The organism is Amycolatopsis eburnea (genome assembly GCF_003937945.1).
Lineage (GTDB): Bacteria > Actinomycetota > Actinomycetes > Mycobacteriales > Pseudonocardiaceae > Amycolatopsis > Amycolatopsis eburnea.
The window spans coordinates 123,266-150,099 of sequence record NZ_RSEC01000060.1 but is presented as its reverse complement, the minus strand read 5'-3'; the positions used below and the strand labels follow the sequence as shown (position 1 = coordinate 150,099).

The following is a 26,834-nucleotide window of genomic DNA, read 5'->3' as shown; positions in this document are numbered from 1 at the left end:
GGCGAGGAGGCACGATGATCAGGGTTCTGCAGGTTCTCTCCGCCGCGCGGGTCTGGACGCTCAAGGACGGCACCGAGCACCCGACCGGGTTCTGGGCCGAGGAGTTCGTCGTTCCCTACACGCTGTTCACCGAGGCCGGCTGGGACGTCACGCTCGCCACCCCGGGCGGCAAGGAGCCGGTCGTCGACCAGCTCAGCCTCGGCGTCAAAGGCGGCGTCCTGCCCCGCACGGCCAAGAAGCTCAAGGCCGAGCTCCACCGGCTGGCTCCGGTGCTCGAGAAGCCGGCGGACCTGTCCGAGATGGATCCCGACGACTTCGACGTCGTCTTCTACTCCGGTGGCCACGGCCCGATGGAGGACCTCGCGGTCGACGCGACCTCCGGGGCGCTGCTGACCAAGCGGCTGGCGTCGGGCCGCCCGGTGGCGCTGCTGTGCCACGCACCGGCGGCGGCGCTGGCCGCGGCGAACCCGGACGGCAGCTGGCCGTTCGCCGGATACCGGATGACCGGTCTGTCCAATGCGGAGGAACGGCTCAACCCGTTCGCGTGGAAAGCCAAGTGGCTGCTGGAAGACCGCCTCAAGGAAGCCGGTGCGGACTACACGTCCGGTCTGCCCCTGAAGTCCAAAGTGGTCGTCGACCGCAACCTCTACACGGGACAGAACCCGGGCTCCTCGGCCGCGCTCGCCCGCCGCATCATCGCCGACGTCACCTGAGCTGGTCCGCGTGGAGCACGACGCTCGATTCGGCGGTGATGGCCAGGAAGGTGAACGACTCTTCCAGGTACAGCTCGATGTGCTCGGAGTCGTGCGACAGGTAACCGATCGAAAGGTCCTGGCCCAGGTGGATCTCGTAGTCGCCGCCGCGGGTGGAGACCAGGAGGGCGCCGTCGAGGGCGGGCGCCCAGATGATTTCGCCGTCGTGCAGGAGCCGGGCGATGTGGTCGCGGATCGGGTAGCCCTGGTCCGTGCCTTCGGCGACCTCGGTGTAGAGGTCCGCGGACAGCAGGAGGCTGTACGGTCCGTCGACGCCGGCCAGGCGAAGCGCGCTCAGCGCCTGCGCGACGGTGTCGGGCGTGCGCCGGACGTCGGCGGGTAGCCGCAGCGGTGCGTTGGAGCTGCTGGGTCCGATGCCGGTGATGCCGGCGGCCTCGGACCCGTGGAAGATCGTCCGGTCCTCCGCGAAAGCGATCTTCCGGACGGCGTCCTTGACCGGTTGCCAATCCGAGTCCTTGGCTCCGCGCTCGACGTCGTCGACGGCTTGCCGCGTGACCGAGAACGGGGCGCGCAGCTCGACGACCTGCTGGACCTGGCGTTGGCGGACCTGCACGCCGTCGGCCGTGGGGGCGAGCTCGCGGACGTGGCCGGTGCCCACGGCCGACAGCGCCGGACCGGCCGGGCCGACGAGATCCGTCACCCGCCTGCCCGCGATGTAGCGGGTGAACGTGCGGCGCGCTTCCGCCTCGATGCCGGCCCAGGCGGCCGCCGAGATCGGGGCGAGGTCGCGGTGCAGGTTGTTCATGGTGTTGTGCTCCTTCGCAAGCTGCCGATGCCCAAGGAGCCGTCGGTCGGCGAACGCGGCTCGGTGGCCGGCGGGTTCTCGAGGAAGTCCGCGGTGGGCACGAAGAACAGCCCGCCGGTGACCGCCGTGGAGAAGTCGAGGATCCGGTCGTGGTTTCCCGGCGGGTCGCCGAGGAACATGTTCCGCAGCATCCGCTCGATGATGTCCGGGTGGCTGGTGTAGCCGATGAAGTAGGTGCCGAACTCCCGGGTGCCGATCGTGCCGAAGGGCATGTTGTCCCGCACGATCTGGAGCTGGGTGCCGTTCTCGTCGGTGATCGTGTTCGCCGCCAGGTGCGAATTCGACGGCTTGGCCGCGTCGGGCAGCTCGATGTCGCTGAGCTTGTGCCTGCCGATCACCCGTTCCTGCTCTTCGACCGGCAGCGCCGTCCACGCGTCGAGGTCGTGCAGGTACTTCTGCACGACGACGTAGCTGCCCCCGGCGAAGCCCGGGTCCTCGTCGCCGATCCGCACCGCGGCCTCGGCCGCCGCGCCGGACGGGCTCTCCGTCCCGTCGACGAAACCCAGCAGGTCTCGTTCGTCGAAGTACCGGAACCCGTGCACCTCGTCGGCGACCTCGGCGCGGCCGTCGAGTGCGGTCATGAGCTGGCCGGCCAGCTCGAAACACAGATCGAGGCGCTTCGCACGCAGGTGGAACAGCAGATCGCCGGGCGTCGACACCGCCTTGTGCGTCGCACCGGCCAGTTCCCGGAACGGGTGGAGCCCGGCCGGGCGCGGCGAGTCGTACAGCCGGTCCCACAGCTTCGCGCCGATCCCGGCGACACAGCTCAGGTCGCCCTCGGGCGCGCGGAACCCGACCGCGCGCGTCAGGCTCGCGACGTCGGCGAGCACGTCGCGCACCGCGTTTTCCGCGCCCGCCCGCACGGTGACCACCAGGAAGATCGCCGCCATGGCCGGCGGCGCCACCACTCGCTGCGGCTGCGTCTGCCGTTGCACCGCACCACCTTCTCCCTGGGCCCGGGGGCCAGCCTGGCACGCCGGCCTGTGCCGTGCACGTGATCACCCCCGTGCCCGGGCGAGTTCTGGTGGCACCGACAGGAGATGTTGTGGTGGGTGACAACGGCCGGCCGGGTCAGGTGCCGGGATCGCGGCGCCCGGGCGCCAGGCGGACCGCCTGGGCGGCGGTCACCAGCTCGGCGACCGCGCGGGGGTCGGTCAGCGACCGGCCGGTGAGCTCCTTGATCCGGCGAAGCCGGTACCGGACGGTGTTGGCGTGGCAGTGCAGCGCCTGCGCGGCCTGGTCGGAGGACCCGCCGCAGCCGATGTAGGCGTGCAGGGTTTCGAGCAGGATGTCGCGTTCCTCCGCGGGCTGGTCGAGGACCGCGCCCAGGACGTCCACGGCCAGCCGCTGTCCCTCGTCCGGGTCGTAGGCCAGAAAGGCCGCGAGCGGGCTGGGGCCGAACGCCCGGACCTCCGGCTTGCCAGGGGGGAGCCCGGCGAGCGCGGTCCGGGCCAGGTGCAGCGCTCGCGGGGTTTCGACCAGCGACCGGTACAGGGGGCTCACGCCGGCGCGGGCGACCGCGACGTCCTGGAGCACGGTCAGCATGGGGTCGCGCTGGTCGTCGCGCAGCGACACCACGCCGGCCTGCAGCGTGGGGGTGAGCTGCCAGGCCGAGACGATGCCGAGCCGCGCGAGGCGCCGCTCGACACCGATCAGGCTTTCCTCGGCCAGGCCGCGGGTCTCCGCCGCCACCACCGCCAGCTTGCCGTCCAGGGACAGGCCGAGCAGCTTCCCGGCTTCCCACGGCCCGGAATTGAACACCCGCTGGCCGGTGAACAGCGCCTCGGCCAGCGCCGATCGCCGTCGTTGCTGCGAAACGAGCAGTTCGGCACTCGTGGCCCGGTACGCCTCGGTCAGCCGCACCGCGTGGTCGTCGGTGACCTGCCAGAGCCGGCTGGCGAGGTCGACGAGCGCGTCCGTCGCACCCGGGCCGCCGTGGTTGCGGGCCCGGTCGACCAGGACGTCCCACAGCATCGCGCAGCCGATCCGGTAGACCTGCAGCACCTCCGGCAGCGGCGCACCCTGGTGCGCCCGGCGGCTGCCGGTCTCTTCCGGCGCGGCCAGCCCGGCGTCGACGTCGCCGCCGGCCAGCGCCGCGACCATGAACCGCAGGTTCACGGCGATGGAGCGGTGCAGGTCGTCGCGCGGGACGATCTTCTCGTCGCGGTAGAGCCCGATGCGGTCGCGGGTGGCCGAGTGGACGTCGTCGATCAGCCGGGGCAGTTGCGTCTCCAGCCAGGTGATGAGCCCGGCGGGCGCGGTGCTGGTCACCACGGGGATGCTACGCGAGACATCGCTCGCCACGCAGCTTTGGGGTTCGCGGCTCAGGCCGAAGGGGACCGGGGGAGCGTCGCGTCGACGTACCACGCCGGCAGCCGGCCCGGCCGCAGGTCCGTCGGGTCGCCGGGCCGGGTCAGCGTCAGCACCGCTCGCTGGATCTCCGGTCTCGCGTTCAGCGCGTCCTCGACGTCGTTCAGCCGCGTCGCGACCTCGGATTCCGGCGCGTCCCCGACGACGTCGACGGCGGCGACGAGGAAGATCTTGTCCGCGCCGACCCACTCCATGTGCAGGAAGCTGACCCGTTCGATCTCGTCGTGGCCGAGCAGGGCCCGCAGTGCGCGGTCGCGCGCGAGCGGGGTCACCTTTTCCCCGGTCAGGAAGTCCATGTTGCGCACGATGAGGAAGACGGCCACCGCACCGAGCAGCAGACCGACCACGATGGACGCGACCGCGTCCCAGGCCCGGTCGCCGGTGACTTGGTGCAGGAGGACACCGAGCGTCGCGACGATGATGCCGGCCAGCGCCGAGAGGTCTTCGGCGAACACGGCACGGAGCACCGGGTTCGACGTGATCCGCACGTAGCGAAGCGGTCGTAGCCGGCGTTGCCGCGCGCCCGCTCTCGTCTGCCGCAAGGCCTGCAGGAACGAGACGCCCTCGAGCACGAACGAACCGGCGAGCACGGCGTAGGCCCAGAAGTAGGACGAGCCGTCGTCCCCGCCGCCGAGCGACTGGATGCCGTGCCAGACGGAGACGACCGCGCCGATGGTGAACAGCCCGAAGGCCGCGAACATCGACCAGACGTACCCCACCCGGCCGTAGCCCAGCGGGTGAGCCGGATCGGCGGGGCGTCCGGCCTGGCGCTCGCCGATCAGGAGGAAGACCTCGTTGCCGGTGTCCGCCCAGGAATGGGCGGCCTCCGCCAGCATGGCCGCGGAGCCGGTGAGCACCGCGACGAACGTCTTCGCGGCCGCGATGACCAGGTTGACGCCGAACGCGACGACCACGGTCAGCAGGCTCTCGCCGCCGGGCGACGCGGCGTCGTTCTCCGGTGTGGTCATGGCACGGTCACGGCGGGTGCCGCGGAGTAGCGCATGGCGGTCAGGATACGGACGACCCGATCGATCGCGCTGTCCATTGTGGTGCCCCACAAGGATCGTTGTCCGTCGTCACCCGCTGACGATGCCGGCGACGAGGTTGATGGTGGCGGCCAGGATCACCGTGCCGAAGCCGTAGGACAGCAACGTGTGCCGCAGCACGACCGCGCGGATCGCGGCGCTCGAGACGCCGGTGTCGGACACCTGGTAGGTCATGCCGAGGTTGTAGCTGAAGTAGAAGAAGTCCCGGTAGGCAGGCGGATCGTCCGAGTTGAAGTCGATCCCGCCCACGGGTGCGGTGTAGTAGAGGTGCGCGTACCGCGTGGCGTACATCAGGTGCAGGGCCGCCCAGGCCAGGAACACCCCGGCCAGCGCGGTCGCGGCCGCGGCGTAGCCCGTGCCCGAGCTGCCGAGACCGAGCAGCACGCCGATTCCCGCCAGCCCGCCCAGTGCGGCCGCGATGACGACGAGTTCGTCGGTGGCCGGCCGCAGGTCTTCCCGGCGGGCGTTGCGCCCGGTCGCGGCGGCGTCCATCGGCCACAGCGCCGCCCACCCGGCGGCGACGAAGATCGCCGCCGTCGCGGCGATTCCCGACAGGACACCCAAGGACGGGCCGGCCATCGCGCCCACACCCACGCCGATCAACGCGCCGAGGACCGCGGCGCCGGCCAGTCGCACCGCAGCCGGCATGCTCGCCCAGACGTTCACGCCCAGAGGGTAACGGGAATCCGGCCCGGTCGCGGCCCAGGCCGCGGCCAGCAGGATCAGCCGGACACCGACGTCGGCGAAGACCAGGAAGCCGATCACCGGGCCGAACACCGCCCCGGTGGCCGAATGCGCGACGTGGGACAGCACGAGTCCCGCGCACTGCTTGAGAACTTCGAACCCGACGGCGGCGAGGGCGGCTCCGGCGCGGACCCGGCGCAGCGGCACCGGACGGCGCGGCAGCTTCGCCAGCGCGACCAGGAAAATGGCCCAGTTCACGACGATCGCGAGACCGGACAGCAGCACGGCCGGAACGGCGCGGGCCTGGGCCGCGCCCGCGGTGACGGCGAAGGAAACGGCCAGCGCCGCGGTCATCGCGGCGAGCGCCACCAGGTCCCGGCCGGCGGTGCGAAGCACGCCGCCGTGTGCCGGGACCTCGCCCCACTGCGCGGTCAGGGCCTCGCGCAGGTGGCGCACCTACCCGATGCCGGAGTAGAGGCCGGTGGCCAGTCCGGCGAGCCCGAAGGCGGCGCGCGCGTCGACCACGTCGTCGACCAAACCGGCCGCACGCTCGTGCCACGCCGGTGGCAGCTGGGCGAGGATCAGTGCGTGGACCTCGCGGGCCAGTTCGTGGTCTCCGGCGAGGACCACCCCGGCCGCGGCGCACGCCACCATCGCCACCGGCACGACGGACAGCACGGTGAAGTACGTGATCGCCGCCGCGTAGGCAGTGCCGTCGTGCTCGCTGAACGACCGGGCCGCACGCACCAGGCGGGCGGTCCAGCGGGTGCCGGGGACCATCACGGGAATCTAGCCGATCCGTCGTTCGGTGGAGCCTGCGACAAAGATCGTTGTGGGGAAGGACAAACTCGGCCGCCGGTGAAGCTTTGCCCGGCGTGGCAGGGGGTTCCGCCGGGTAGCATCCGGAGAACGGAACGCGGGGGTGGAGGAGAAGCGGCGGCTTGAGGACGAAGAGAAGTGCCGCCGTTCGCCGGTTCGCGGGCGAGGAGTGGTGGCACGCCGCCCGGGTCGGGGCCGGACTGCTCGTGCCCGGTCTGGCGCTGCTCGCCGCCGGCCGCCCGGATCTGATCATCTTCGTCGCGTTCGGCTCCTTCACCGGGATGTACGGCCGGGCCGAAACCCGCGCACTCCGGTTCCGCCACCAGGTCCAGGCCGGCGCCGTACTGCTGAGCGGAGTCGCGGTGGGGGCGCTGTTGTCCGCCTGCCACGCGCGTCCCTGGCTGCTGGTGGCCACGGAAACGGCGTTCTCCTTCGCGTGCGCGCTCGTCACGAACCGGCTCGACCTCACCCCCCGCGGGCCGTTCTTCGGGATCTTCGCGCTCGGCGCGATCGCGCTGGTTCCCGCCGGACGGGTCGCGCCACTGGCCGGAGTTTCCTTGTGTGCCGCGGCGATCGCCGGGTGTGTCCTCATCGGACTCACCGGACCGGACCGCCCGTCCGCCGCCGTGCCGGTCCGGGTGGAATGCGCTCGGGCGTGCCTGCTGATCCACGCCACCCGGTACGCCGCCGCGATCAGCGCCGCCGGCGGCGCGGGGCTGCTGCTGGGTGTGGACCACGCGAACTGGGCCATGGCGTCGGCGGCGGTGCCGCTGGCGGCGACCGGCGCGCGCGGCCGGCTGCACCCGGGGCTGGCGCACGTCCTCGACCGCAGCCTGCACCGGGTGGTCGGCACCCTCGCCGGACTGGGCGTGACCGCGGTGCTGCTGCTGCCGGATCCCGGGCCCACGCCGCTCGCGCTGGCGGTGATCGCGTTGCTGTTCCCGACCGAGCTGTTCATGTCCCGCCACTACGGGGTGGCGCTCGGCTTCTTCACCCCGCTCATCCTGCTGATGACGGAGCTGGCCGCACCCGCGGACCCGCTCACCCTGCTCACCGCGCGCGTCGCCGACACCGTCGTCGGCGTCGCCGCGGGCATCGCCGCGGCCGCCGTCATCCGCGGGCGGTGCCGGGCCTGAGCCGTCACCCGGCGCGTTCGACCGTCACCTTCAGGTGCTTCATCAGCGGCTGATCGCTCTGCGTGCTGTAGTCCCCGATCGCGCACAGCACGTTCATCTCCGGCATGTAGCCGGCGGCGCACCCGGGCGGGATGTCGTAGGGCACCGCGCGGTAGCGCCGCAGCGAACGCGTCGTGCCGTCCTTGGCAGTGCTGGTGATGTCGACCTCGTCGAACTCGGCCAGGCCGCGCTCGCGCATGTCGCCGGGGTTCATGAAGATCAGCGTGCGGAGGTTCTTGATGCCGCGGTAGCGGTCGTCGTCGGAGTAGATGGTGGTGTTCCACTGGTCGTGCGAGCGCATGGTGCCGAGGGCGAGCGTGCCCTCGGCCGGGACGACGTCCGGCAGCGGCGCGGTGGAGAACTCCGCGCGGCCCGACGGCGTCAGGAACACCCGCTCCCGCGCCGGCTGGTGGATGCGGAAGCCGAGCGGTTCGCGCACGCGCTCGTTGAAGTCTTCGAACCCGTCGAGCACCTGTGCCATCGTGTCGCGGATCCGGTCGTAGTCGCCGGTGTAGTCCTCCCACGGCGTGGCGCTCTCCGGCAGCGTCGCCCTGGCCATCCCGGCGATGATCGCCGGCTCGGACAGCAGGTGCGGGGACGCCGGGCGCTTCATCCCGACCGACAGGTGCACCATGCTCATCGCGTCTTCGACCGACGTGGCCTGCAGGCCCGCGGCCTGGAAGTCCTTTTCGGTGCGGCCGAGGCACGGCAGGATCAGCGCCTGCTCGCCGTGTTCGAGGTGGCTGCGGTTGAGCTTGGTGCTGACCTGCACCGTCAGCTCGCAGCCGCGCAGGCCGGCGGCGGTGTAGGGGGTGTCCGGCGCGGCGAGCACGAAGTTGCCGCCCATCCCGACGAACACCGTGACCTCGCCGCGGTGCATGGCTTCGATGGTGTTCACGGTGTCGAGACCGTGGTGCCGGGGCGGCGTGATCCCGCAGACGTCCGCGAGCTTGTCCAGGAACTTCGCGGCCGGCCGGTGGTCGATGCCGCACGTCCGGTTGCCCTGCACGTTGCTGTGTCCCCGCACCGGCGACGGACCGGCACCCGGCCGGCCGATGTTTCCCCGCAGGAGCAACAGGTTCACGATCTCGCGCACCGTGTCGACGCCGTGTTCGTGTTGCGTCACACCGAGGCACCAGCTGATGATCGACCGTTCGGCGGCGCGGTAGACCTCCGCCGCGGCGCGGATCCGCGACTCGGGCAGGCCCGACTGCCGCTCCAGCTCGTCCCACTTCGTCTCTCCACAGAGGACGCGGTACTCCTCGAACCCGGCCGTGTGCGCCTCGAGGAATTCGGTGTCGAGCGCGTCCGGATCGGTTTCGGCCATTTCCAGCAGGGCTTTCGCCATCCCGCGCAGCAGCGCCAGGTCGCCGCCGATCCGCGGCTGCAGGTCCAGCGTCGAGGTCGGGGTGGCGCGGAAGGTGGCCATGCGCGCGAAGTCGTGCGGGATGATCGTGCGCGTCGCGCCGGCCTCCACGAGCGGGTTGACGTGCACGACCTGCGCGCCCCGCCGGTAGGCCTCGGCGAGCGCGGTGAGCATCCGCGGCGCGTTCGACGCGGCGTTCACCCCGAGGATGAACAGCGCGTCGGCTTCCTCCCAATCGTGGATGTCGACGGTGCCCTTGCCCGTCCCGATCGCCCACTGCAGCGCCCGCCCGCTGGCCTCGTGGCACATGTTCGAACAGTCCGGGAGGTTGTTCGTGCCGTACTCCCGCGCCCACAGCTGGTACAGGAAGGTGGCCTCGTTGCCGAGCCGGCCGGACGTGTAGAACGCCGCCCGGTCGGGGGAATCCAGGTCGCGCAGCGTGCGGCCGACGAGTTCGAACGCAGCCGGCCACGAAATCGGGACGTACCGGTCGGTTTCGGCGTCGTAGCGCATCGGCTCGGTGAGCCTGCCCTGCGCTTCGAGGTCGGTGTCGCTCCATTTCCGGAGCTCGGACACCGGGTGCGCGGCGAAGAATTCGGGACCGACGCGTTTCCCGGTCATCTCCCACGTGACGTGCTTGATGCCGTTTTCGCAGATGTCGAGGTGCAGGCCCTTGGTGTCGTCCGGCCACGCGCAGCCCGGGCAGTCGAACCCGCCGTTCTCGTGGTTCATCTTCAGGATCGCGCGCGGCCCGTCGACCAGTTCCCGTTCCCGGATCAGGAACTTCGTCACGCTCTTGGCCGCTCCCCAGCCCGCCGCCGGGTGGTGGTAGGGCTTGAATTCCGGTTCACGCTCGTCCACGTGCCGATTCAAGCACGAACGCAGTCCCGCGGGGCGGTACGCGCGGGGTCTTGTGGGCGCCACAAACTTTTCTGTGGCGCCCCACAGCGGCGCGGTGAACCAGCAGGTCGCCGGTCCGGTGAAGATCGGGTCGCCTTGACGCCCCACCGCCCCTTTCAGTAGACCGGGCCGCATTCCGGAATGGAGGGAGCACGCCGTGGCGAAAGCGGTCGGTATTGATCTCGGTACGACGAATTCGGTGATCGCGGTCATGGAAGGCGGGCAGCCCACGGTGGTCGCCAACGCCGACGGCGCGCGCACGACGCCGTCGGTGGTCGCCTACACCGACTCGGGCGAGCGGCTGGTCGGCCAGCTGGCGCGCCGCCAGGCGATCCTCAACCCGAAGGGCACGATCTCCTCCGCCAAGCGGTTCATCGGGCGCCGGTACGACGAGGTCTCCAGCGAACTGGACGCGGTGACCTACGACGTCGTCGCGGGCCCGGACGACGCCGTGCGCTTCGACGTCCACGGCAAGCTGTACGCGCCGGAAGAGGTCTCGGCGCTCGTGCTGCGCAAGCTCGTCGAGGACGCGTCGAAGTACCTCGGGGAAAAGGTGACCGAGGCCGTCATCACGGTTCCCGCGTACTTCAACGACGCCCAGCGCCAGGCGACGAAGGACGCCGGGCGGATCGCGGGGCTGGAGGTGCTGCGGATCATCAACGAGCCGACCGCGGCGGCGCTGGCCTACGGACTGGACAAGAAGCAGAGCGAAACCGTGCTGGTGTTCGACCTCGGTGGGGGCACGTTCGACGTCAGCGTCCTCGACATCGGCGACGGCGTGGTCGAGGTCCGGTCCACCGCCGGCGACACCCACCTGGGCGGGGACGACTTCGACCGGCGCGTCGTCGACCACCTCGCGGGCGAGTTCGAGCGGGAGAACGGGATTGACCTGCGCGCGGATCCCCAGGCGCTGCAGCGGTTGTTCGAAGCGGCGGTGAAGGCCAAGGAGGAACTGTCCTCGGTCACCAGGACCACGATCAACCTGCCGTTCATCACCGCGGACGGGTCCGGCCCGAAGCACCTCAACACGACGCTGATGCGCTCGACGTTCGACCAGATCACCGAGGATCTCGTCCAGCGCTGCAAGGGACCGGTGGAGCGGGCCATCGCCGACGCGAAGCTCACCCCGAACGACATCGACGAGGTCATCCTGGTCGGCGGGTCCACCCGCATCCCGGCCGTGCAGGAGCTGGTCCGCCGGCTCGCGGGCGGCAAGGACCCGAACATGACGGTCAACCCGGACGAGGTCGTCGCGCTGGGCGCGGCGGTCCAGGCCGCGATCATCAAGGGCGAGGCCAAGGACGTCCTGCTGCTCGACGTCACGCCGCTGTCGCTGGGCATCGAGACGCTCGGCGGCGTGATGACCAAGGTGATCGAGCGCAACACCACGATTCCCGCACGGCGCAAGGAAACCTTCAGCACGGCCGAGGACGAGCAGTCCGCCGTGGACATCGTGGTGCTGCAGGGCGAACGCGAGCAGGCCGCCGACAACCGGGTGCTCGGCCGCTTCCGGCTGGAGAACATCCGGCCGGCCGCGCGGGGCGTGCCGCAGATCGAGGTCGTCTACGACATCGACGCCAACGGCATCCTCAACGTGTCCGCCCAGGACAAGGAAACCGGGGCCGAGCAGCGGATCACCATCAGCGAAAGCTCCAACCTGGACAGTGCCGAGGTCGACCGGATGGTCGCCGACGCCGAGCAGCACCGCGCCGAGGACGCGCGGCTGCGCGAGCTGGTGGACGCCCGCAACACCCTGGACACCGCGGCCTACCAGGTCGAGCGGCGGCTGACCGAGCTCGGCGAGACGGTGGCCGTGCACGACAAGGCCCGCGCGGACATGCTCGTCGGCGACGCCCGTGAGCTGCTGAAGGGCGAAGAACCGGCGCTGGACCGGCTGCGGTCGCTGACCGCCGAGCTGCAGCAGCTCTACCACGGCCTGTCCGCGGCGACGTCCGAACCGCCCGCCGGCACCGGCAAGGGCGACGACGACGGCGACGTGATCGACGCCGAGTTCACCACCTCATGACCGAGCCGGAAGCGGCCGAAGAGCGGCCGCAGGACGACGTCGCGGACCTGAAGTCCCGGGTCACGGAGCTGGAGAACCGGTGGCGCACCACCGCGGCCGACTTCGACAACTTCCGCAAGCGCACCGCGCGCGACGCCGAGCAGCTCGGCGAGCACGAACGGGCCCGGGCGGCGGGCCAGTGGCTGCCGGTGCTCGACAACCTCGACATGGCGCTGGCGCACGCGGACGCCGATCCCGCGTCGATCGTCGAAGGCCTGCGCGCGGTGCGCGAGCAGGCCGGCGGGGTGATGGCGCGGCTCGGTTTCCCGCGGCGGGAGGACGAGCCGGGCACCCCGTTCGACCCGGCCGTGCACGACGCGGTGAGCACCGCGCCGGGCGAGCCGGGCACGATCGTGGCGGTCGTGCGGCCCGGGTACGGCACCGCCGAGCGCCCGCTGCGCCCGGCCGCGGTCGTGGTGGCGAGGCAGAGCTGATGGCCGGCACCGACTTCTACGGGATCCTGGGCGTCGACCGCTCGGCCGACCAGACGGAAATCCAGCGGGCGTACCGGAAACTGGCCCGCAAGTACCACCCGGACATCAACAAGGACCCGGACGCGGAAGACCGCTTCAAGGAGATCTCCGAGGCCTACGACGTGCTGTCCGAGCCGGAGACCCGGCGCCGTTACGACACGTTCGGCGCCGACTTCCGGCAGGTGCCGCCGGACGTGGACGCCGAGACGTGGGCACGGGCCAAAGCCGCGCGGGAATCCCCGTTCGGCGGCAGCCGGTTCGACACCGGCTCCTTCGACACCGGCGACGTCGACATCGAAGACCTGCTGGGCGGGATCTTCGGCGGCCGGGCCCGCCGCCGCGGCCCGATGCCGGGCGCCGACCAGGAAGCCGAGCTGGAACTGACCGTCGAGGAGGCGCACGCCGGTGGCCGGCGCACCCTGACGCTGCCCGGTCCGCGCACGATCGAGGTCACCATCCCGGCGGGCGTCACCGACGGCAGGCGGATCCGGCTGGCCGGGCAGGGCGGCCGCGGCACGGACGGCGCGCCGCCGGGGGACCTGTACCTGCTCGTGCACCTGGCACCGCACCCGCGTTACCGCGTCGACGGGCGCGACCTGGCGCTCGACCTGCCGCTGACGCCGTGGGAAGCGGCGCTGGGCACCACCGTCACGCTCCCGATCCCCGGCGGCGAGGCGAAGCTGAAGGTCCCGCCCGGCACGTCGACCGGGCGCCGCCTCCGGCTGCGCGGCAAAGGCCTGCCGAACCCGCGTGGCACGGCGGGCGACCTCTACGCCGAAGCCCGCGTCCTCGTGCCCGCGAAGCCGACCGACGAAGAGCGCCAGCTGTTCGAGCAGCTGGCCGCGGTGTCCACCTTCGACCCGAGGGGGTCCGGCCGATGACGTCCTACGCGCTCGTGCGCCGCCACCCCGGCGCGGCCCACCTGGACCTGGCCACGTTCGCCCACGCGGTCGGCCTGCACCCGGACCTGGTCCGCCGGCTGGCCGCGCTCGGCCTGCTCGACCCGGTCGTGGACGCGCGCGGCGAGCTGTGGTTCCCGGCGGCCCAGATCGCCGTCGTGGCGCGCGTCCAGCGCCTGCGGGCCGGGTTCTCGCTCAACTACGCCGCGGTCGGCGTCGTCGCCGACCTGCTCGACCGCATCGCGGACCTCGAGGCGGCCCTTCGTGTCCGATCCCGACGCAGCGGAGACTGACCATGGATCCGAACCGGCTCACCCACAAGTCCCAGGAAGCGCTGCACGACGCCCAGGCGGCGGCCCTGCGCCACGGCCAGCCCGAGGTCGACGGCGAACACCTGCTGCTGGCCTTGCTGGACCAGCCCGACGGGCTCGCCTCCCGGTTGCTCACCGAAGCGGGCGCGGACCCGGCCCGGCTCCGCGGCGAGGTCGAGGCCGAGCTCGCCCGCCGGCCCAAGGTCAGCGGCCCGGGCGCCGCGCCCGGCGAGACGCGGGTGACCGCGCGGCTGGCCCGCGTGCTCGACGCCGCCGACCGCGAGGCCAGGCGGCTCAAGGACGACTACGTGTCGGTCGAGCACCTCGTCGCGGCCCTGATCGAGGAAGGCAGCGCGACCGCGGCCGGGCGGCTGCTGCGGGCGGGTGGGCTGACCCGCGACAAGTTCCTCGAGGTGCTGAGGACCGTGCGCGGCAACCAGCGCGTCACGTCCGCGACGCCCGAGGCCGCCTACGAAGCACTGGAGAAGTACGGCCGGGACCTGGTGGCCGACGCCCGGGCCGGCCGGCTCGACCCGGTGATCGGCCGCGACACCGAGATCCGCCGGGTCGTCCAGATCCTGTCCCGCAAGCGGAAGAACAACCCCGTGCTCATCGGCGACCCGGGCGTCGGCAAGACCGCCATCGTCGAAGGGCTGGCCCTGCGCATCAGCCACGGTGACGTGCCCGAGGGGCTCAAGGACAAGACGGTCTTCTCCCTCGACATGGGAGCCCTGGTCGCCGGCGCGAAGTACCGCGGCGAGTTCGAGGAACGGCTCAAGGCGGTGCTCAACGAGGTCCACGCCGCCGAGGGGCGGATCCTGCTGTTCGTGGACGAGCTGCACACCGTCGTCGGCGCGGGCGCCACCGAAGGCGCCATGGACGCGGGCAACCTGCTCAAGCCGATGCTCGCCCGGGGCGAGCTGCACCTGATCGGCGCGACCACGCTCGACGAATACCGCAAGCACATCGAGAAGGACGCGGCGCTCGAACGCCGCTTCCAGCCGGTCGTGGTCGACGAGCCGTCGGTCGAGGACGCGATCTCGATCCTGCGCGGCCTGCGCGAGCGGCTCGAAGTGTTCCACGGCGTGAAGATCCAGGACGGCGCGCTGGTGGCCGCCGTCGTGCTGTCCCACCGCTACATCTCCGACCGGTTCCTGCCGGACAAGGCGATCGACCTGGTCGACGAAGCCTGCGCGATGCTGCGCACCGAAATCGACTCGATGCCCGCCGACCTCGACGAGCTGTCCCGGCGGCTGACCCGGACCGAGATCGAGGAAGCCGCGCTGGCGAAGGAAACCGACGCCGCCAGCGAGAAGCGCCTCCAGGAGCTGCGCCGGGAACTGGCCGACCTGCGTGCCGAGGCGGGTGGGATGCGGACCCGGTGGGAAGCCGAGCGCGCCGCCCTGCACAAGGTCCAGGCGTTGCGCGGCGAAATCGAACAGGTCCGCAACGACGCCGAGGCCGCCGAGCGCGACTACGACCTGAACCTCGCCGCCCGGCTGCGGCACGGCAAGCTGCCCGAGCTGGAACGCCGCCTCGAAGGCGAGGAGGAGCTGCTGGCGGCGCGGCGCGGCGGTGCTTCGGCGCTGCTGCGCGAGGTGGTGACCGAGGCGGAGATCGCCGCGGTCGTGTCGCGGTGGACCGGCATCCCGGTCAGCCGGTTGCAGGAGGGGGAGCGGGAGAAGCTGCTGCGCCTGGACGAGGTGCTGCACGAACGGGTGATCGGCCAGGACGAAGCGGTGCAGGCGGTGGCCGACGCGGTCATCCGGGCTCGCTCGGGGATCAAGGACCCGCGTCGCCCGATCGGGTCGTTCCTGTTCCTCGGCCCGACCGGCGTCGGCAAGACGGAGCTGGCGAAGGCACTGGCCGCGGACCTGTTCGACACCGAGGACAACATCGTCCGCATCGACATGAGCGAGTACCAGGAGCGGCACACCGTCTCGCGGCTCGTCGGCGCCCCACCCGGCTACATCGGCTACGACGCGGGCGGTCAGCTCACCGAGGCCGTGCGGCGCAAGCCGTACTCGGTGGTGCTGTTCGACGAGATCGAGAAGGCGCACGGGGACGTGTTCAACACCCTGCTGCAGGTGCTCGACGACGGGCGGCTGACCGACGCGCAGGGCCGCACGGTCGACTTCCGCAACACGGTGATCATCATGACCTCCAACATCGGCGCGCACTTCCTGCTCGAGGGCGTGACGTCCGACGGCGAAATCAAGCCCGACGCGCGCGAAGCGGTGTTCGGCGCGTTGCGCGGGCACTTCCGGCCGGAGTTCCTCAACCGGATCGACGAGATCGTGCTGTTCAAGCCGCTCACCGAAGCCGAGATCGAGCGGATCGTCGAGCTGATGCTCGGTGACCTGCGTACCCGGCTGGCCGAGCAGCAGATGACCCTGGAGGTGTCCCCGGGGGCCCTCCGGTACGTCGCGCGGCAGGGGTTCGACCCGGTCTACGGCGCGCGGCCGCTGCGCCGGTTCCTCGCCCGCGAGGTCGAGACGCGGATCGGCCGGGCCCTGCTGGCCGGCGAGGCGCACGACGGCGCGGCCGTCGAGGTCGGGCTGACCGCCGGCAAGCTCACCGTGACGTGCCGGAACCCGCCGCCGTGACCGCGCTCGCCGCGTGGGCCGAGACGCAGCTGACCAGGCTCATCGACGAGGTGTACGCGGCCGTGTGCGAGCGCATCGAGCTGTACCGGGACGAGAAGGTCGTGCCGCGGGCCGATCTGCACCGGTCGATCGCGGTGAACCTGCGGTACCTGGTCGACGCGCTGGCCGGGACCCCGAGTCCCGGTCGGGGCGCGCCGCAGGAGACCGGCAGCCGCCGGGCCCACCAGGGCGCGCCGCTGCCCGAGGTGCTGCAGGTGTACCGGATCGCCTGCGCGATGCTGTGGGACCTGCTGGTGCGGCACGCCCGCACGGCCGCCCCGGAGGGCACCACCGAAGCGCTGGTCGACGTCGCGAGCCTGCTGTGGCAGATCACCGACAACCACGCGATCCAGGTCACCGAGGCCTACCGGGCCGCGAGCGCGGAACTGCTCGCCGCCCGGCAGCGGCGGCGCTCCGCGCTGGCCGGCGCCCTGCTCAGCGGCGAACGGATGGGTGACGCCGGGCCGTGGGAGGCCGGGCGGCTGCTCGGCCTGTCGCTCGACGGGGTGCTGGTCGTCGTCGCCGGCGAGACGCGCGGGCCGGCCGAGGAGAGCCTGGCCGGCATCGAAGGGCGGCTGGCGCGGCTGGGCGTCGTCTCCGCGTGGCAGCTCACGCCGTCCGTGCAGGCCGGCGTGGTCTCGCTGCGCGAAGAACAGTACGACGCGATGCTGGCGCTGGTGCGGGAAGTCGCGCTGGCCCGCACCGGCGTCAGCCCGGTCTACCGCTCCCTGACCGACACCCCGCGCGCCCTGCACCTGGCGCGTACGGCGCTGGCCGGCATCACGCCGGGACGGCGCGAGGTACGGGCGTTCAGCGCCAGTCCGCTCGCCGCGTTCGTCGCCCGCGATCCCGACGAGGGACGGCGGCTGGCGAACGAGGTCTTCGGACCGGTGCTCGACCTGCTCGCCGAGGAACGCGGCGTGCTGCTGGAGACGCTGCGGGAGTACTTCGCCGCCGGTGGGGCGTCCGAGCAGGTGGCCCAGGTCATGCACTGCCACGCCAACACCATCCGGAACCGGTTGCGCCGCATCCGGGAACTGACCGGCCGGTCGCCTGCAGACCCGCGGGACCTGGCCGAGCTGGTGACCGCGCTGCAGGCGCTGGAGCTGAGTTCCGCGCGCCGCCACTGAAAACCCGTCCACCGACACCGGGGAAGTCCCATGAACGAGACCATCACGGCCAAGACCATCGGCACGCCGCAGGGCGGCCTGTTCGACAACCCGTGGCCGCCCGGGTTCCCGGCCGCCGGCCAGCGCGTCGCGCTCTTCGCCTACGAGGTGACGACGGTCGACGGAGCGGCGGAGGACATCCGGACCTACCACGTCGGCCCGGCCGAGACCGAGGCCCGCGGGCCGATCGGCGCGCCGCACGACGAACCGCAGGGGATCACGGTCGCCTGGCGCGGCTGCGGGACCGCCTCGGTGGTCCGGGTCGACGCCCCGCCGGGCGCCGAGCGCACCTGCGACGTGACGCCGGACGACCGGGGTCTCCTGTGACCGCGGGCCGGGGGTGAGGCGCGTGCCGGACTGGACCGCGGGCGCGCTGGTGATCTTCGGGATCACCGGCGACCTCGCCACGAAGATGACGTTGCCCGCGCTGTACCGGCTGGAACGGCGCGGCGCACTGCGCTGCCGGGTCGTCGGGGTCGCTTCCGGCGACCTGCCGGAAGCGGACCTGACGGAGCTGGCCCGGCGGGCGATCGAGAAGTCCGACGTGCCGTTCGACGAAGCGGTGTTCGCGCGGCTGGCCCGCCGGCTGAGCTACGTGGGCGGCGACGCGAACGACCCGCGGCTGTACGAGGCGCTGGCGGCGGAGCTGGCCGGGATCCGGCGGCCGCTGCACTACCTCGCATTGCCGCCGTCGTTGTTCGCGCCGGTCGTGGAGCGGCTTTCGGCGGCCGGCTTGCTGGCCGACGCGCGGGTCGCGCTGGAGAAACCCTTCGGCACCGACCTCGAGTCCGCGCGGGAGCTGCGTGCCCGCCTCCGCCAGGTGCTCGACGAGCGGCAGCTCCTGCTCGTGGACCACTACCTCGGCAAGGAACCGGTCATCGAGATCGAATACCTGCGCTTCGCCAACCACGTCATGGCGCAGCTGTGGGATCGCGACAGCGTCGCGGCGGTGCAGATCACCACGGCGGAGAAGCTGGACGTCGCCGGGCGCGGCCGGTTCTACGACTCGGTCGGGACGGTGCGCGACGTCGTGCAGAACCACTTGCTGCAGCTGGTCGCGCTGGTCGCGATGGACGCGCCCGTCGACTCCGGCGTGGCGGACCTGCGGGCGAAGAAGCTGGAGGTGTTCAAGGCGATCCCGGCCGTGGAGGTGCGCGACTGCGTGCGCGGGCAGTACGAAGGCTACCGGTCGGTGCCCGGGGTGGCGGCCGATTCGGACACCGAAACCTACGTCGCCCTCGAGCTGGCGATCGACAGCTGGCGCTGGGCCGGCGTGCCGGTTTTCCTGCGTGCCGGGAAATGCCTGCCGGTGAACGCCACCGAGGTGCGGCTGATCCTGCGCCACACACCCCGGCTGCGCTTCCTGCCGGACGCCGCGCAGGTCGAAGCGAACCAGCTCGTGCTGCGCATTTCGCCGGAGCCCGCCCTGCGGCTGCGATTGTCCGGTTTGGACGGTGCGGGCCGATGGCGCCCGGTCCGGCTCGACACGACGTTCGAGCGGGACCTCGGCACGCCGCAGTCACCCGTACGAACGCCTGCTGGCCGACGCCTTGGCCGGGGACGACCGGCTGTTCGCCTGGCAGGACGCGGTGGAGGAGAGCTGGCGAATCCTGCGGCCGCTGCTGGCGTACCCGCCGCCGGTGAAGCCCTACCCGCCCGGCACGTGGGGCCCGGCCGCCGCCGACGACCTCGTCGCCGGACATCCTGCCTGGCAGTCACCTTGGCTAACACACGGGAGACGACGATGACCTGGATCGAACAGACCAACCCCGGCCCGGAAGCGGGCTGGTACTTCAACACGAGCACAGGCGAGGTCGAACACGGCCGTCACTCGCGCGCCCTGGACCTCCTCGGCCCGTACCCCGACGAGGAAACCGCGCGCCGCGCCCGGGAAATCGCCCATGAACGCACCGCGGCGGCCGACCGCGCCGACGCGGACTGGAACGGCGAGGGGTGAACCGTCCCGCGCCACCAGAGCGGCCGGCTTAAGCGCAGTCCGCGAGGTCACCCAGCTGACCATCGGGATTGACGCCCACGGCGAGCAGTAGCGCGGGGGCGCAACGGGGGTGAACACCCGTTGATCAACGGATTCAGCCGGACAACATCGGACCGGCCCCGCACCTGTTTTACCTGGTCGTGGGGTCGGTTCGTACTGGTCAGCGAGGGTGCCCCCGGCGCGATTCACGCAGCAACCTCACGGGTCCAAAGGGGTCGTGAGCTGCAGGTTTGTGGTTCGGTCGTGATTGAGCGACGTCGTCGCGGCGGTGCTTCATGATGGCACTGAGGATGGACAGTGAGAAGGCATCACTGTGGGTGCAATGCGTGTGCACGACCTTGGTGGCGCTCGGCGCGGCTTACGCGTCGTACCGACACGGTCGTGAGTTCGCCTTGCGGTTCGGTGCGGACGAAAAGACGGCTGCGATCTGGCCGTTGATCGTGGATGGTCTGCTGACGACGGCGACGGTCGAGCTATGGAAGAAGAGTGACGGCCGGCGTTGGGCCGCGTGGATGGCGTTCGGCTTTGGCATCTCGCTGTCGTTGTGCGCGAACATCGGTTCGGCGCCGCGGCTGACGGTGTTTTCGGTCGTGGTGGCGGCTTGCCCGCCGCTTGCGCTGCTGTTGGCGGTGGAACTGCTGAACAGGGCGCTGAAGCGGCATAGGAGCAGCGAGCAGCAGGACGATGCACACCCGGGTTACGAACCTGGCCGGAGCGACATCGACGTCGTCGAGCCATCAGGACCGATCGTGGGTTCCGCAGTCTTCGAACGGGCGGTGGCGGGCGAGTCGGCCGAGGAACGGATGTGGGCGTTTTACCTGGAAGAGCGGGCGGCGGGGCGAACGCCGACCGGCGCAGACCTGGATCGTGTCGCGGGTACGAACAACTACGGACGTCGGGTTCTCCGACGCTGGCGTACGACCGGTCGCGGACCTGACGGATGTCCAGCGTCGGCGGCTGTGGCGGCAGCGAGCCAGCTGGCTCTGGCTGACAAAGCGAGAGCGCGGGGAATAGTGACGGTGCTGGAATCCGCTGGTTAAGAGTGGTGATCTTGAGGGTTCGGATCGTGTCGAGTGATGCCGGGCAAGGTCGTTTCCTCGGTCGCAGCGTGGCAGCGGTGCCGGCCCGTGACGCGGTCTACCGTCGCGTCCGTGCGCTCTCGGGCTCCCCTCGGGCTCGCAACTGTCAGGCGGTGTCGCCTGGTCCAGGCCGTCTACAGCAGCCCCGTTCGCCGGGGCGAGACGGCTGTTAGAGCAGGTTTGATGCGGCAGTGCGGCCGTGGGGCGGCGCACGGAGTGGCTTGCTCAGGATCTTGCTCCTTCCATCCAGTGCATCTGCACCGGTCTGGTCGCACTCGGCGCGGCGTATGCCTCCTACCATCACGGACGTGAGTTCGCATTCCGTTTCGGCTCGGATGGCGTGACCGCCTCGATCTGGCCGCTGCTGGTGGACGGCTTGGTGACGATCGCGACCGTCGAGCTGTGGAAGACCCGCCGTAGCGGGCGCCCGTCGAGCCGGTGGGTAGCGCAGCTGGCGCTCGTGTTCGGTATCTGCCTGTAGTGGGTGGCGAACATCTGCTCATCGCCGGATCTGGGCGTGCTGCAGGTGACAGTGGCGGCGTGTCCGTCGCTCGTGATGCTGCTGGCGGTCGAGCTGTTGACCGTCGCGTTGAAGCAGCGGTATCGCGAGACTGGCTCCGAGACCTCGACCCCGGCAGCGAGATTCACGGACCGTCTCCCGAGATGGAACCGAGCGACGAGACCGTCGAGCCGCCCAATCCGGCGACGGTCTCGCGACGGGACATGGAGAGCCACGAACGGCCGAGGAGCGAAGTGGGAGTACTACGTCGGCCGAGCGTGCATGCGGCCGCACGCTCGTATTCGAACTGATGAATGCTGAGCCATCTTCCCTGCCCAGGGTCTGACGGGGCCTCACACCCCCTGCCGAGGCAAGCTCAGCAGCATCCGTCCCTTCGGTTGCGGTTGTGCGGTGCGAGAGACTACGGCTGTGACGACGAACGAGGACCCCAGCCGCCTGCGGCCGCGCTTCCGGCGCCGGGCTGAGCCGGTGGCTGGTGCGACTGACCCGGAAGCTCTGTTCGGCGAACTCCCGCGCACCCCGGGCGGAGTGGGCGCTCTGTGGTCTCACCAAGCCGACCAGCTGCGGACCTACGCCGACAATCACCGCGACACCCCGGACGTAGCGCTTGAGCTCCCCACCGGGTCCGGTAAGACCCTCGTCGGCCTCCTGATCTCCGAATGGCGGCGTCGTACGCTGGGGCAGCGGGTCGTCTATGCTTGCCCGACCAGGCAACTCGCCCGCCAAGTACTGCAGAAGGCGACCGATCAGGGCATCCCGGCCGTCATGCTGATCGGGTCGCACAGGGACTGGGCTCAGGCCAAGCTCGCGCGGTACACCCGGGCCGATGCCATCGCCGTGACGACCTACAGCGCCATCTTCAATCTCAACTCGCACCTGGCCGACGCCCAGACACTGGTTTTCGATGACGCGCACGCTGCGGAAGGCTTTGTCGCCGAGGCGTGGGCGCTGAGCGTCGGCCGGGATACCGATCAGTACGAGCAGCTCTTCGACGCGCTGGGGGAATCAGTCGAGCCGGCGCTCGTCACACGAATGGTCGGTCCGGTCTCACCCGCTGTAGATACCCGTGAGGTGCGACTCCTTCCCGTCGGCGCGGTCGCGCGCCACACCGAGGATATCGATCGCGTGCTCAGCGCGCTTACCGGCGACTCCGCCTACCGGTTCCGGATGGTGCGCGCCAACCTCGGCTCGTGCCTGTTCTACGTTTCTCGTCGTGAGTTCTACATCCGGCCGATGATTCCACCGACGTTCCAGCACGAGCCGTTCACCGATCCAGGTCAGCGGCTGTATCTGTCGGCTACTCTCGGTGGTGCCGGTGAGCTGGAACGCGCTTTTGGTCGTACGGACATCAAACGCGTCCCCGTGCCGACGGCGTGGGACAGAACCGGCAGCGGGCGTCGGTTCTTCGTGTTTCCCGAGCTGGCGGACGTTCCGGTCGACGGCAGCCTCATTGATGATGACGAGGAGAACAGCCAGGAGCCGGTCGCAGGCCTGGTCGACAGCTTGCTGGCCCTGTCCCGGAAGCGGCTCGTGCTGACGCCGGACGAGGACTCGGCCACGCAGATCGCCAACCGGCTGGGCGTGCCTGCTGCAGAGCGATTCACCGCGAAGGACTCCGACACCGGCATCCAGCCGTTCGTCGACGCCGAAGCCGGGATACTGCTGGCGCCCAGCCGCTACGACGGCATGGACCTCGCCGCTGACGTCTGCCGCATGATGGTGATGTCGGGCCTCCCGGCGGCGTCGCACCTGCAGGACCGGTTCCTGGACACCAAGTTGCGTGCTTCGGAGGTACTCGACGAGCGCGTCCGCACCAGAATCGTCCAGGGAGCCGGCCGATGTACTCGGGGGCCGAAGGACTGGGCCGTCGTCGTGGTGACGGGTGCGGACATCTTGCGGTTCCTCTCGCGCAGGGAGATCAGGGAATCGCTGCCGGCCGAGCTGCAGGCGGAGATCACCTTCGGGCTTGATCAGAGCCAGGTCCCGGCTGACGACCTGATCCTGCTCGCGGAGAGTGCCCTCGAACAGGACCGGATCTGGCAGGAAGACGCTGAACCGGAACTGGCAAAACTTCGTCGCGAGGCCACCCGCGTCGCGGCGCCTCACGCGGCTCAGCTCGCCGCGAGCACTGTGCGTGAAGTGAGAGCTTGGACCTACGCCTGGCAGCAGGACTGGGAGTCGGCGGCGCGGACAGCCGGTGAAGTGTTCGAGAACCTGACAGCTTCCACACTTCGGCCGTACCGCGCGCTATGGGCCTACCTCGCCAGCGCCTGGTCCGATCTGGCGTCGACGGGCGACACGTCGCCGGCGGCCCTGCGCAGTGCCGACTTCCTCCGGAAGGCGTATGCGGCCGCCGTCGGGACCACGTGGCTCAAGGAGGTCCACCGGCTCCCGAGCGCGACCTACGACTCGGATCCCGCCGACGAAGCGGGTGTGACAGCCGTCGTTTCATTGCTCAACGGCAAGTTGGCGTCACCTGTGAAGTTTGAGAGCTTCTTCTCGAACATGTTGGCGAACCTGAGCCAGCGAGAGGCGTCCAGGTACGAGCGAGGCCTAGTGGCGCTCGGCGAACTCCTGGGGGCGGAGTCGTTCAAGCCAGCGGAAAAGGGTCGGGCCGACGCGGCTTGGATGTGGCGCACGCTCTGGATGACCGTCGAGGCCAAGAGCGAGCAGGAGCCTGCGGGGATGCTGAGCATGGATTACGTGCGGCAGACCAACACCCAGCTTGCGTCGTTGGCCGCAGACCAAGGTGTGGAAGCCCCGCCCAGCGGCAGCGTCTCGATCATCGTGACGCCGCGTGGCGTGGTCGACCCGGATGCCGTGCCGATCGCGGCCGCTCACGTCCATCTGGTATTGCCGAAGCGGATGTTGGACGTTGCGCATGACGCGGTGCGAGCATGGAAGGAACTACGTGGCATGGCGAAGGGGATCGCGGGCGAGTTGCCGCGTGAAGAGTTCGCCAGTGTGCTCTGGGACAACGGAGTATTGCCGACGCAGGTGCGGGAGCGGCTGACTCGCGACCCGATCCGCGGCAGCTGAGGCTTTCGGCCTACCGGCCTAGCGGAAGTCGTGAGATCTAAGAGGCTTCGTCGACCTGACGCAGAACTGGGGCACCTTCCTGATCGCTTCGCGCCGGGCCGTCGAGCTCGCAGCGCTTGCCGCCCTGCGGTAAGCGCTGCGACTCAAACTGATATCGGCGCGGCGGCCACCGGAAGGTGCCCGTCGCGGATCGTCGTGCTGATGAGCTTGGGAGCTGCGATCGACTTATCCGGTCGCGCCTGCTCTCCGAAGGTCGGCGGCGAACGCTTTCAGTTCTTGACCGAGTGCGGGTGAGGCGTAGGTCTTCACGACGTCCGTCCGTGCCGGGCAGATGCCCAAGTCGGGGCACACCAGCGGAATCATGACTCGCATGGTCTTGTACAACTGGGCATGCGGGAGGGTGCCGAGGATCTGTTTGACGCCGAACGCGGACGCCGCGCTGAGGACCTCGGCGAGGAAGGTCGGGCAGCCGACACGGATCAGCCCGGCGCGGAGCGGCAACTGAGCCCATTTGGCGTACGTGGCCGGGTCTAGGCCCTTCGCGACGTTGTTCAAGCACACGCAGAGACCGTGTGATCGGTAGCGGACCGGGTGGAACCACGGGACCTTGTCGATCGCTCGATTGGCCAGCCGGGTGTAGAAGCCGTTCTCGTCGAAGACATAGGTGACGACGTCGCCGGCGATGTTCGAGGGATCTCGGGTCAGCGATTCCTTGGCGCGTTGACGGCGTTCGGCTTTCCGGTCGGGTGTCGGCTTGGCTTCGCGTGGCGGCGTCGGCGTATGTGTGGGCGGAAAGGTCGTCCGAGGCCGCGGTGACGTGTACTGCGACGTCGGTGGAGTGGTCCAGTCCGGCCTGTGGGCCTGGGCTCGCGGAACGGTGCGGCGTTGGTACTTGGGGCGGCTCGAAGTTTGCCCGCAACGCTGTCCACGCTGGGATCCGTAGCGGTGGGCACCTCCACACGTCGAGCAGTGATACTGGTCGCGGGGAAGTTCTCGGTGAGCCGCCACCCGTTCCACGCTAGGCAGGAGATCGTCGGTGGTCCCTCGGCTGTTCCGGTCTGGACCGGACTGGTGTGCTTACGCCCCGCGTTGTAATTCGTCCTTGTGAGTGTCAGGAGATCAGGCAGGGTTACTCCTGCGACTCGGCCAGCAGCCGCGGCGCCAAGGCCTTGAGTTCCGGGCTCGCGGTCGCGGCCCGTTCCTGCTAGTCGCAGCACTGACCGGGCTGGCCTACATCTGGACGTCCCAGGTGGAGTAGGCCGTCTACGACGATGAGCTGCATGTCCCGGCTGCGTCCGGGGGCGTGCAGCTGGCGTGGCAGGCCGCCATCGCGAGGACCGCGATGCCGGACGGGACGGTGAGCGGGATCCGGCGGGGCGGCGCCTTCGGTCGCGGCGGCGGTCGGCGCGTCGTGACGCGGCGTTTGGGACTGTCTACTCTGGCTTGCCCGCAGTCCGGTCGGTCGTCCATGACACAACGGGCCCACCGCTGCGGCCTGCCGACACGGTGGCCATCTCGAGGTACGTTGGCGGTTCGACTTCACGCTCCCATTCGTAGAGGGTGACTCTCAGCGTGTTGCACGCGCGTCCCAGCATCACGGCGACAGGGAAAGGGACGCGCATGAACAAGTGCACGGGCCGGCTTCCTGCGACCTCGCCGATGCGCTGGCGCAGTTCCGTGACTAGTGCGGGGCCGGCGTCGGCGGGGATGGGTTCGCGTTTCGCCACTGCGATCTCGACTGCGTGGGCGTAGGGGTGGCTTTCGGCGTAGCGGCGGAAGCCCTTGTTGGGTGGTGCGGGTACGAGATCGAGGTACACGGCGACGGGGCTATCGGCTGGACCGTCGAGGGGAATTGCGCTCTGCACAAGGGGCACAGTCTGGGTTTCGGCTCCCGTCCACTCGTTTCCGTCCTGGTCGGTGACCGTGACGGCGAGCCCGGTCGTGGTCGGTAACGCGGCCCCGAGTGCGAAGGCCATGCTCAGGTGTGCGCCGCCGGTGATGTGCAGGTGCTGGGCGCCAGCCGACTGCACGATGCGGGGCAGGTCGCCGAGGAACGGCGCGAAGTCTTCCCAAGCTTCAGCTGGCGGCACGCTGGTGCTGTGCAGGGGCGGGCGAGTCCGGAGCGCGAGCGGTACCTTCCGGGTACCCAAGGCGGGGGTCCGCGTTTGGATGTCGAGATGCAGCTGGTCATCGACGGCCGCGCGGCGGACGCGGCGGATCGCCATCGCGCCGGCCAGCCGAGCGAGCCCGGCATGATCGAGCACCGCGAATTGGTCGAAGTCGCTCAGCGTTGCGATTTCCTGTGGGAGCAGGCGGTCAGGGGCGCCGTAGTCCAGCCGGCCGTCCGAGCCGGTGATGGTGTTGCCGATGGCGAAGGTGAAAGCCGAGTCGCCTTCCAGACGAAGAAGGGCCGGTAGTTCCAGCTCCCGGACGTAGCTCGAATGCACCATGTCGTCCGTGACGAGGAGGACGGCCCCGGACAGCCCCGAATCGAGGGCTTCTTGCAACCGCCGCTGAAAGCGGCCCGGCGGCAGGTGCGTCTGGTCATGCCACACGGGGACGCCGTGAGCGCGAAACACCCATGCGGCGCGGTCGGCCAGAGCATCTCCGTCCGAGTGGCGGTAGCTGATGAAGATCGGGTCCAGGTCATTTATCTGGGGCATCTACAACCTCGTGTACATGGCTGGGACAGATTCAGAG

21 protein-coding genes and 2 pseudogenes are annotated in these 26,834 nt (G+C 70.5%); 14 read left to right on the top strand and 9 right to left on the bottom strand.

All coding sequences use genetic code 11. From position 1 onward, the window contains the following. The first annotated feature begins 14 nt into the window (after positions 1 to 14). Positions 15 to 713, top strand: coding sequence for a type 1 glutamine amidotransferase domain-containing protein (locus tag EIY87_RS36250; RefSeq protein WP_125314484.1), 699 nt, complete (start codon positions 15 to 17; stop codon positions 711 to 713). Here the strand turns inward: EIY87_RS36250 and EIY87_RS36245 are convergent. The 6 genes and pseudogenes from EIY87_RS36245 to EIY87_RS48665 all read right to left on the bottom strand — a co-directional run. Beyond that, positions 706 to 1,518 carry a family 1 encapsulin nanocompartment shell protein gene (locus EIY87_RS36245; protein WP_125314483.1) on the bottom strand — a complete coding sequence of 271 codons (813 nt, stop codon included), beginning with the start codon at positions 1,516 to 1,518 and terminating at the stop codon, positions 706 to 708. The genes EIY87_RS36250 and EIY87_RS36245 overlap by 8 nt on opposite strands. Further along, positions 1,515 to 2,513, bottom strand: a complete 999-nt coding sequence (locus EIY87_RS36240) for a Dyp-type peroxidase (protein ID WP_225440266.1) — start codon at positions 2,511 to 2,513, stop codon at positions 1,515 to 1,517. Before EIY87_RS36240 ends, EIY87_RS36245 begins: the two co-directional genes overlap by 4 nt. A gap of 136 nt (positions 2,514 to 2,649) precedes the next feature. After that, a complete protein-coding gene (locus EIY87_RS36235; protein WP_191984396.1) occupies positions 2,650 to 3,849 on the bottom strand; it encodes a PucR family transcriptional regulator in 1,200 nt (399 codons plus the stop codon). A gap of 53 nt (positions 3,850 to 3,902) precedes the next feature. Next, complete coding sequence (locus EIY87_RS36230; protein WP_125314482.1) at positions 3,903 to 4,916, bottom strand: cation diffusion facilitator family transporter; 1,014 nt, start codon at positions 4,914 to 4,916, stop codon at positions 3,903 to 3,905. Positions 4,917 to 5,024: 108 nt separating this feature from the next. After that, complete coding sequence (locus tag EIY87_RS48670) at positions 5,025 to 5,573, bottom strand: DUF1345 domain-containing protein (RefSeq protein WP_225440326.1); 549 nt, start codon at positions 5,571 to 5,573, stop codon at positions 5,025 to 5,027. A gap of 126 nt (positions 5,574 to 5,699) precedes the next feature. Beyond that, positions 5,700 to 6,458: pseudogene (locus EIY87_RS48665) on the bottom strand (YhjD/YihY/BrkB family envelope integrity protein); the annotation flags it as partial. 161 nt (positions 6,459 to 6,619) lie between these two features. On the opposite strand from EIY87_RS48665, the gene EIY87_RS36215 reads away from it, so the two are divergent. Then, the gene (locus EIY87_RS36215; RefSeq protein ID WP_125314479.1) at positions 6,620 to 7,633 is read left to right on the top strand and encodes an FUSC family protein; all 1,014 of its coding nucleotides are present in this window, start codon (positions 6,620 to 6,622) and stop codon (positions 7,631 to 7,633) included. A 4-nt stretch (positions 7,634 to 7,637) separates the two neighbouring features. On the opposite strand, the gene EIY87_RS36210 is transcribed toward EIY87_RS36215, so the two are convergent. Next, positions 7,638 to 9,899, bottom strand: a complete 2,262-nt coding sequence (locus tag EIY87_RS36210; protein ID WP_225440265.1) for an FdhF/YdeP family oxidoreductase — start codon at positions 9,897 to 9,899, stop codon at positions 7,638 to 7,640. 196 nt (positions 9,900 to 10,095) lie between these two features. On the opposite strand from EIY87_RS36210, the gene dnaK reads away from it, so the two are divergent. From dnaK to EIY87_RS36150, 12 genes and pseudogenes are all read left to right on the top strand, one after another. Next, positions 10,096 to 11,964 (top strand): molecular chaperone DnaK, encoded by a 1,869-nt coding sequence (gene dnaK, locus EIY87_RS36205; protein ID WP_125314478.1) that lies wholly within the window; start codon positions 10,096 to 10,098, stop codon positions 11,962 to 11,964. Then, on the top strand, positions 11,961 to 12,437 hold the full coding sequence (locus EIY87_RS36200; protein WP_125314477.1) for a nucleotide exchange factor GrpE: 477 nt from the start codon (positions 11,961 to 11,963) through the stop codon (positions 12,435 to 12,437). The genes dnaK and EIY87_RS36200 overlap by 4 nt, the downstream gene beginning before the upstream one ends. After that, on the top strand, positions 12,437 to 13,357 hold the full coding sequence (locus EIY87_RS36195; RefSeq protein WP_125314476.1) for a DnaJ C-terminal domain-containing protein: 921 nt from the start codon (positions 12,437 to 12,439) through the stop codon (positions 13,355 to 13,357). The genes EIY87_RS36200 and EIY87_RS36195 overlap by 1 nt, the downstream gene beginning before the upstream one ends. After that, positions 13,354 to 13,668 carry a chaperone modulator CbpM gene (locus EIY87_RS36190; protein ID WP_125314475.1) on the top strand — a complete coding sequence of 105 codons (315 nt, stop codon included), beginning with the start codon at positions 13,354 to 13,356 and terminating at the stop codon, positions 13,666 to 13,668. Before EIY87_RS36195 ends, EIY87_RS36190 begins: the two co-directional genes overlap by 4 nt. A gap of 2 nt (positions 13,669 to 13,670) precedes the next feature. Continuing rightward, entirely contained in the window at positions 13,671 to 16,292 is a 2,622-nt protein-coding gene (gene clpB, locus EIY87_RS36185; RefSeq protein WP_125314474.1) for an ATP-dependent chaperone ClpB, read from the top strand. Further along, complete coding sequence (locus EIY87_RS36180) at positions 16,271 to 17,461, top strand: PucR family transcriptional regulator (protein ID WP_225440264.1); 1,191 nt, start codon at positions 16,271 to 16,273, stop codon at positions 17,459 to 17,461. The genes clpB and EIY87_RS36180 overlap by 22 nt, the downstream gene beginning before the upstream one ends. A 30-nt stretch (positions 17,462 to 17,491) precedes the next feature. Beyond that, positions 17,492 to 17,827 (top strand): hypothetical protein, encoded by a 336-nt coding sequence (locus tag EIY87_RS36175; protein ID WP_125314473.1) that lies wholly within the window; start codon positions 17,492 to 17,494, stop codon positions 17,825 to 17,827. Positions 17,828 to 17,840: 13 nt separating this feature from the next. Beyond that, positions 17,841 to 18,998 (top strand): annotated as a pseudogene (locus EIY87_RS49355) (glucose-6-phosphate dehydrogenase); the annotation flags it as partial. 246 nt (positions 18,999 to 19,244) lie between these two features. Continuing rightward, positions 19,245 to 19,457 (top strand): hypothetical protein, encoded by a 213-nt coding sequence (locus EIY87_RS36165; RefSeq protein WP_125314472.1) that lies wholly within the window; start codon positions 19,245 to 19,247, stop codon positions 19,455 to 19,457. A 329-nt stretch (positions 19,458 to 19,786) separates the two neighbouring features. Beyond that, a complete protein-coding gene (locus EIY87_RS36160; protein ID WP_225440263.1) occupies positions 19,787 to 20,536 on the top strand; it encodes a DUF2637 domain-containing protein in 750 nt (249 codons plus the stop codon). A gap of 238 nt (positions 20,537 to 20,774) precedes the next feature. Next, a complete protein-coding gene (locus EIY87_RS48660; protein ID WP_225440262.1) occupies positions 20,775 to 21,056 on the top strand; it encodes a DUF2637 domain-containing protein in 282 nt (93 codons plus the stop codon). A 447-nt stretch (positions 21,057 to 21,503) separates the two neighbouring features. Next, a complete protein-coding gene (locus EIY87_RS36150) occupies positions 21,504 to 24,134 on the top strand; it encodes a DEAD/DEAH box helicase (protein ID WP_158641434.1) in 2,631 nt (876 codons plus the stop codon). A gap of 225 nt (positions 24,135 to 24,359) precedes the next feature. On the opposite strand, the gene EIY87_RS48655 is transcribed toward EIY87_RS36150, so the two are convergent. Further along, positions 24,360 to 25,151 carry a hypothetical protein gene (locus EIY87_RS48655; protein WP_225440261.1) on the bottom strand — a complete coding sequence of 264 codons (792 nt, stop codon included), beginning with the start codon at positions 25,149 to 25,151 and terminating at the stop codon, positions 24,360 to 24,362. Positions 25,152 to 25,567: 416 nt separating this feature from the next. Further along, the gene (locus EIY87_RS36135) at positions 25,568 to 26,797 is read right to left on the bottom strand and encodes an SAVED domain-containing protein (RefSeq protein WP_125314469.1); all 1,230 of its coding nucleotides are present in this window, start codon (positions 26,795 to 26,797) and stop codon (positions 25,568 to 25,570) included. Positions 26,798 to 26,834 lie beyond the last annotated feature (37 nt).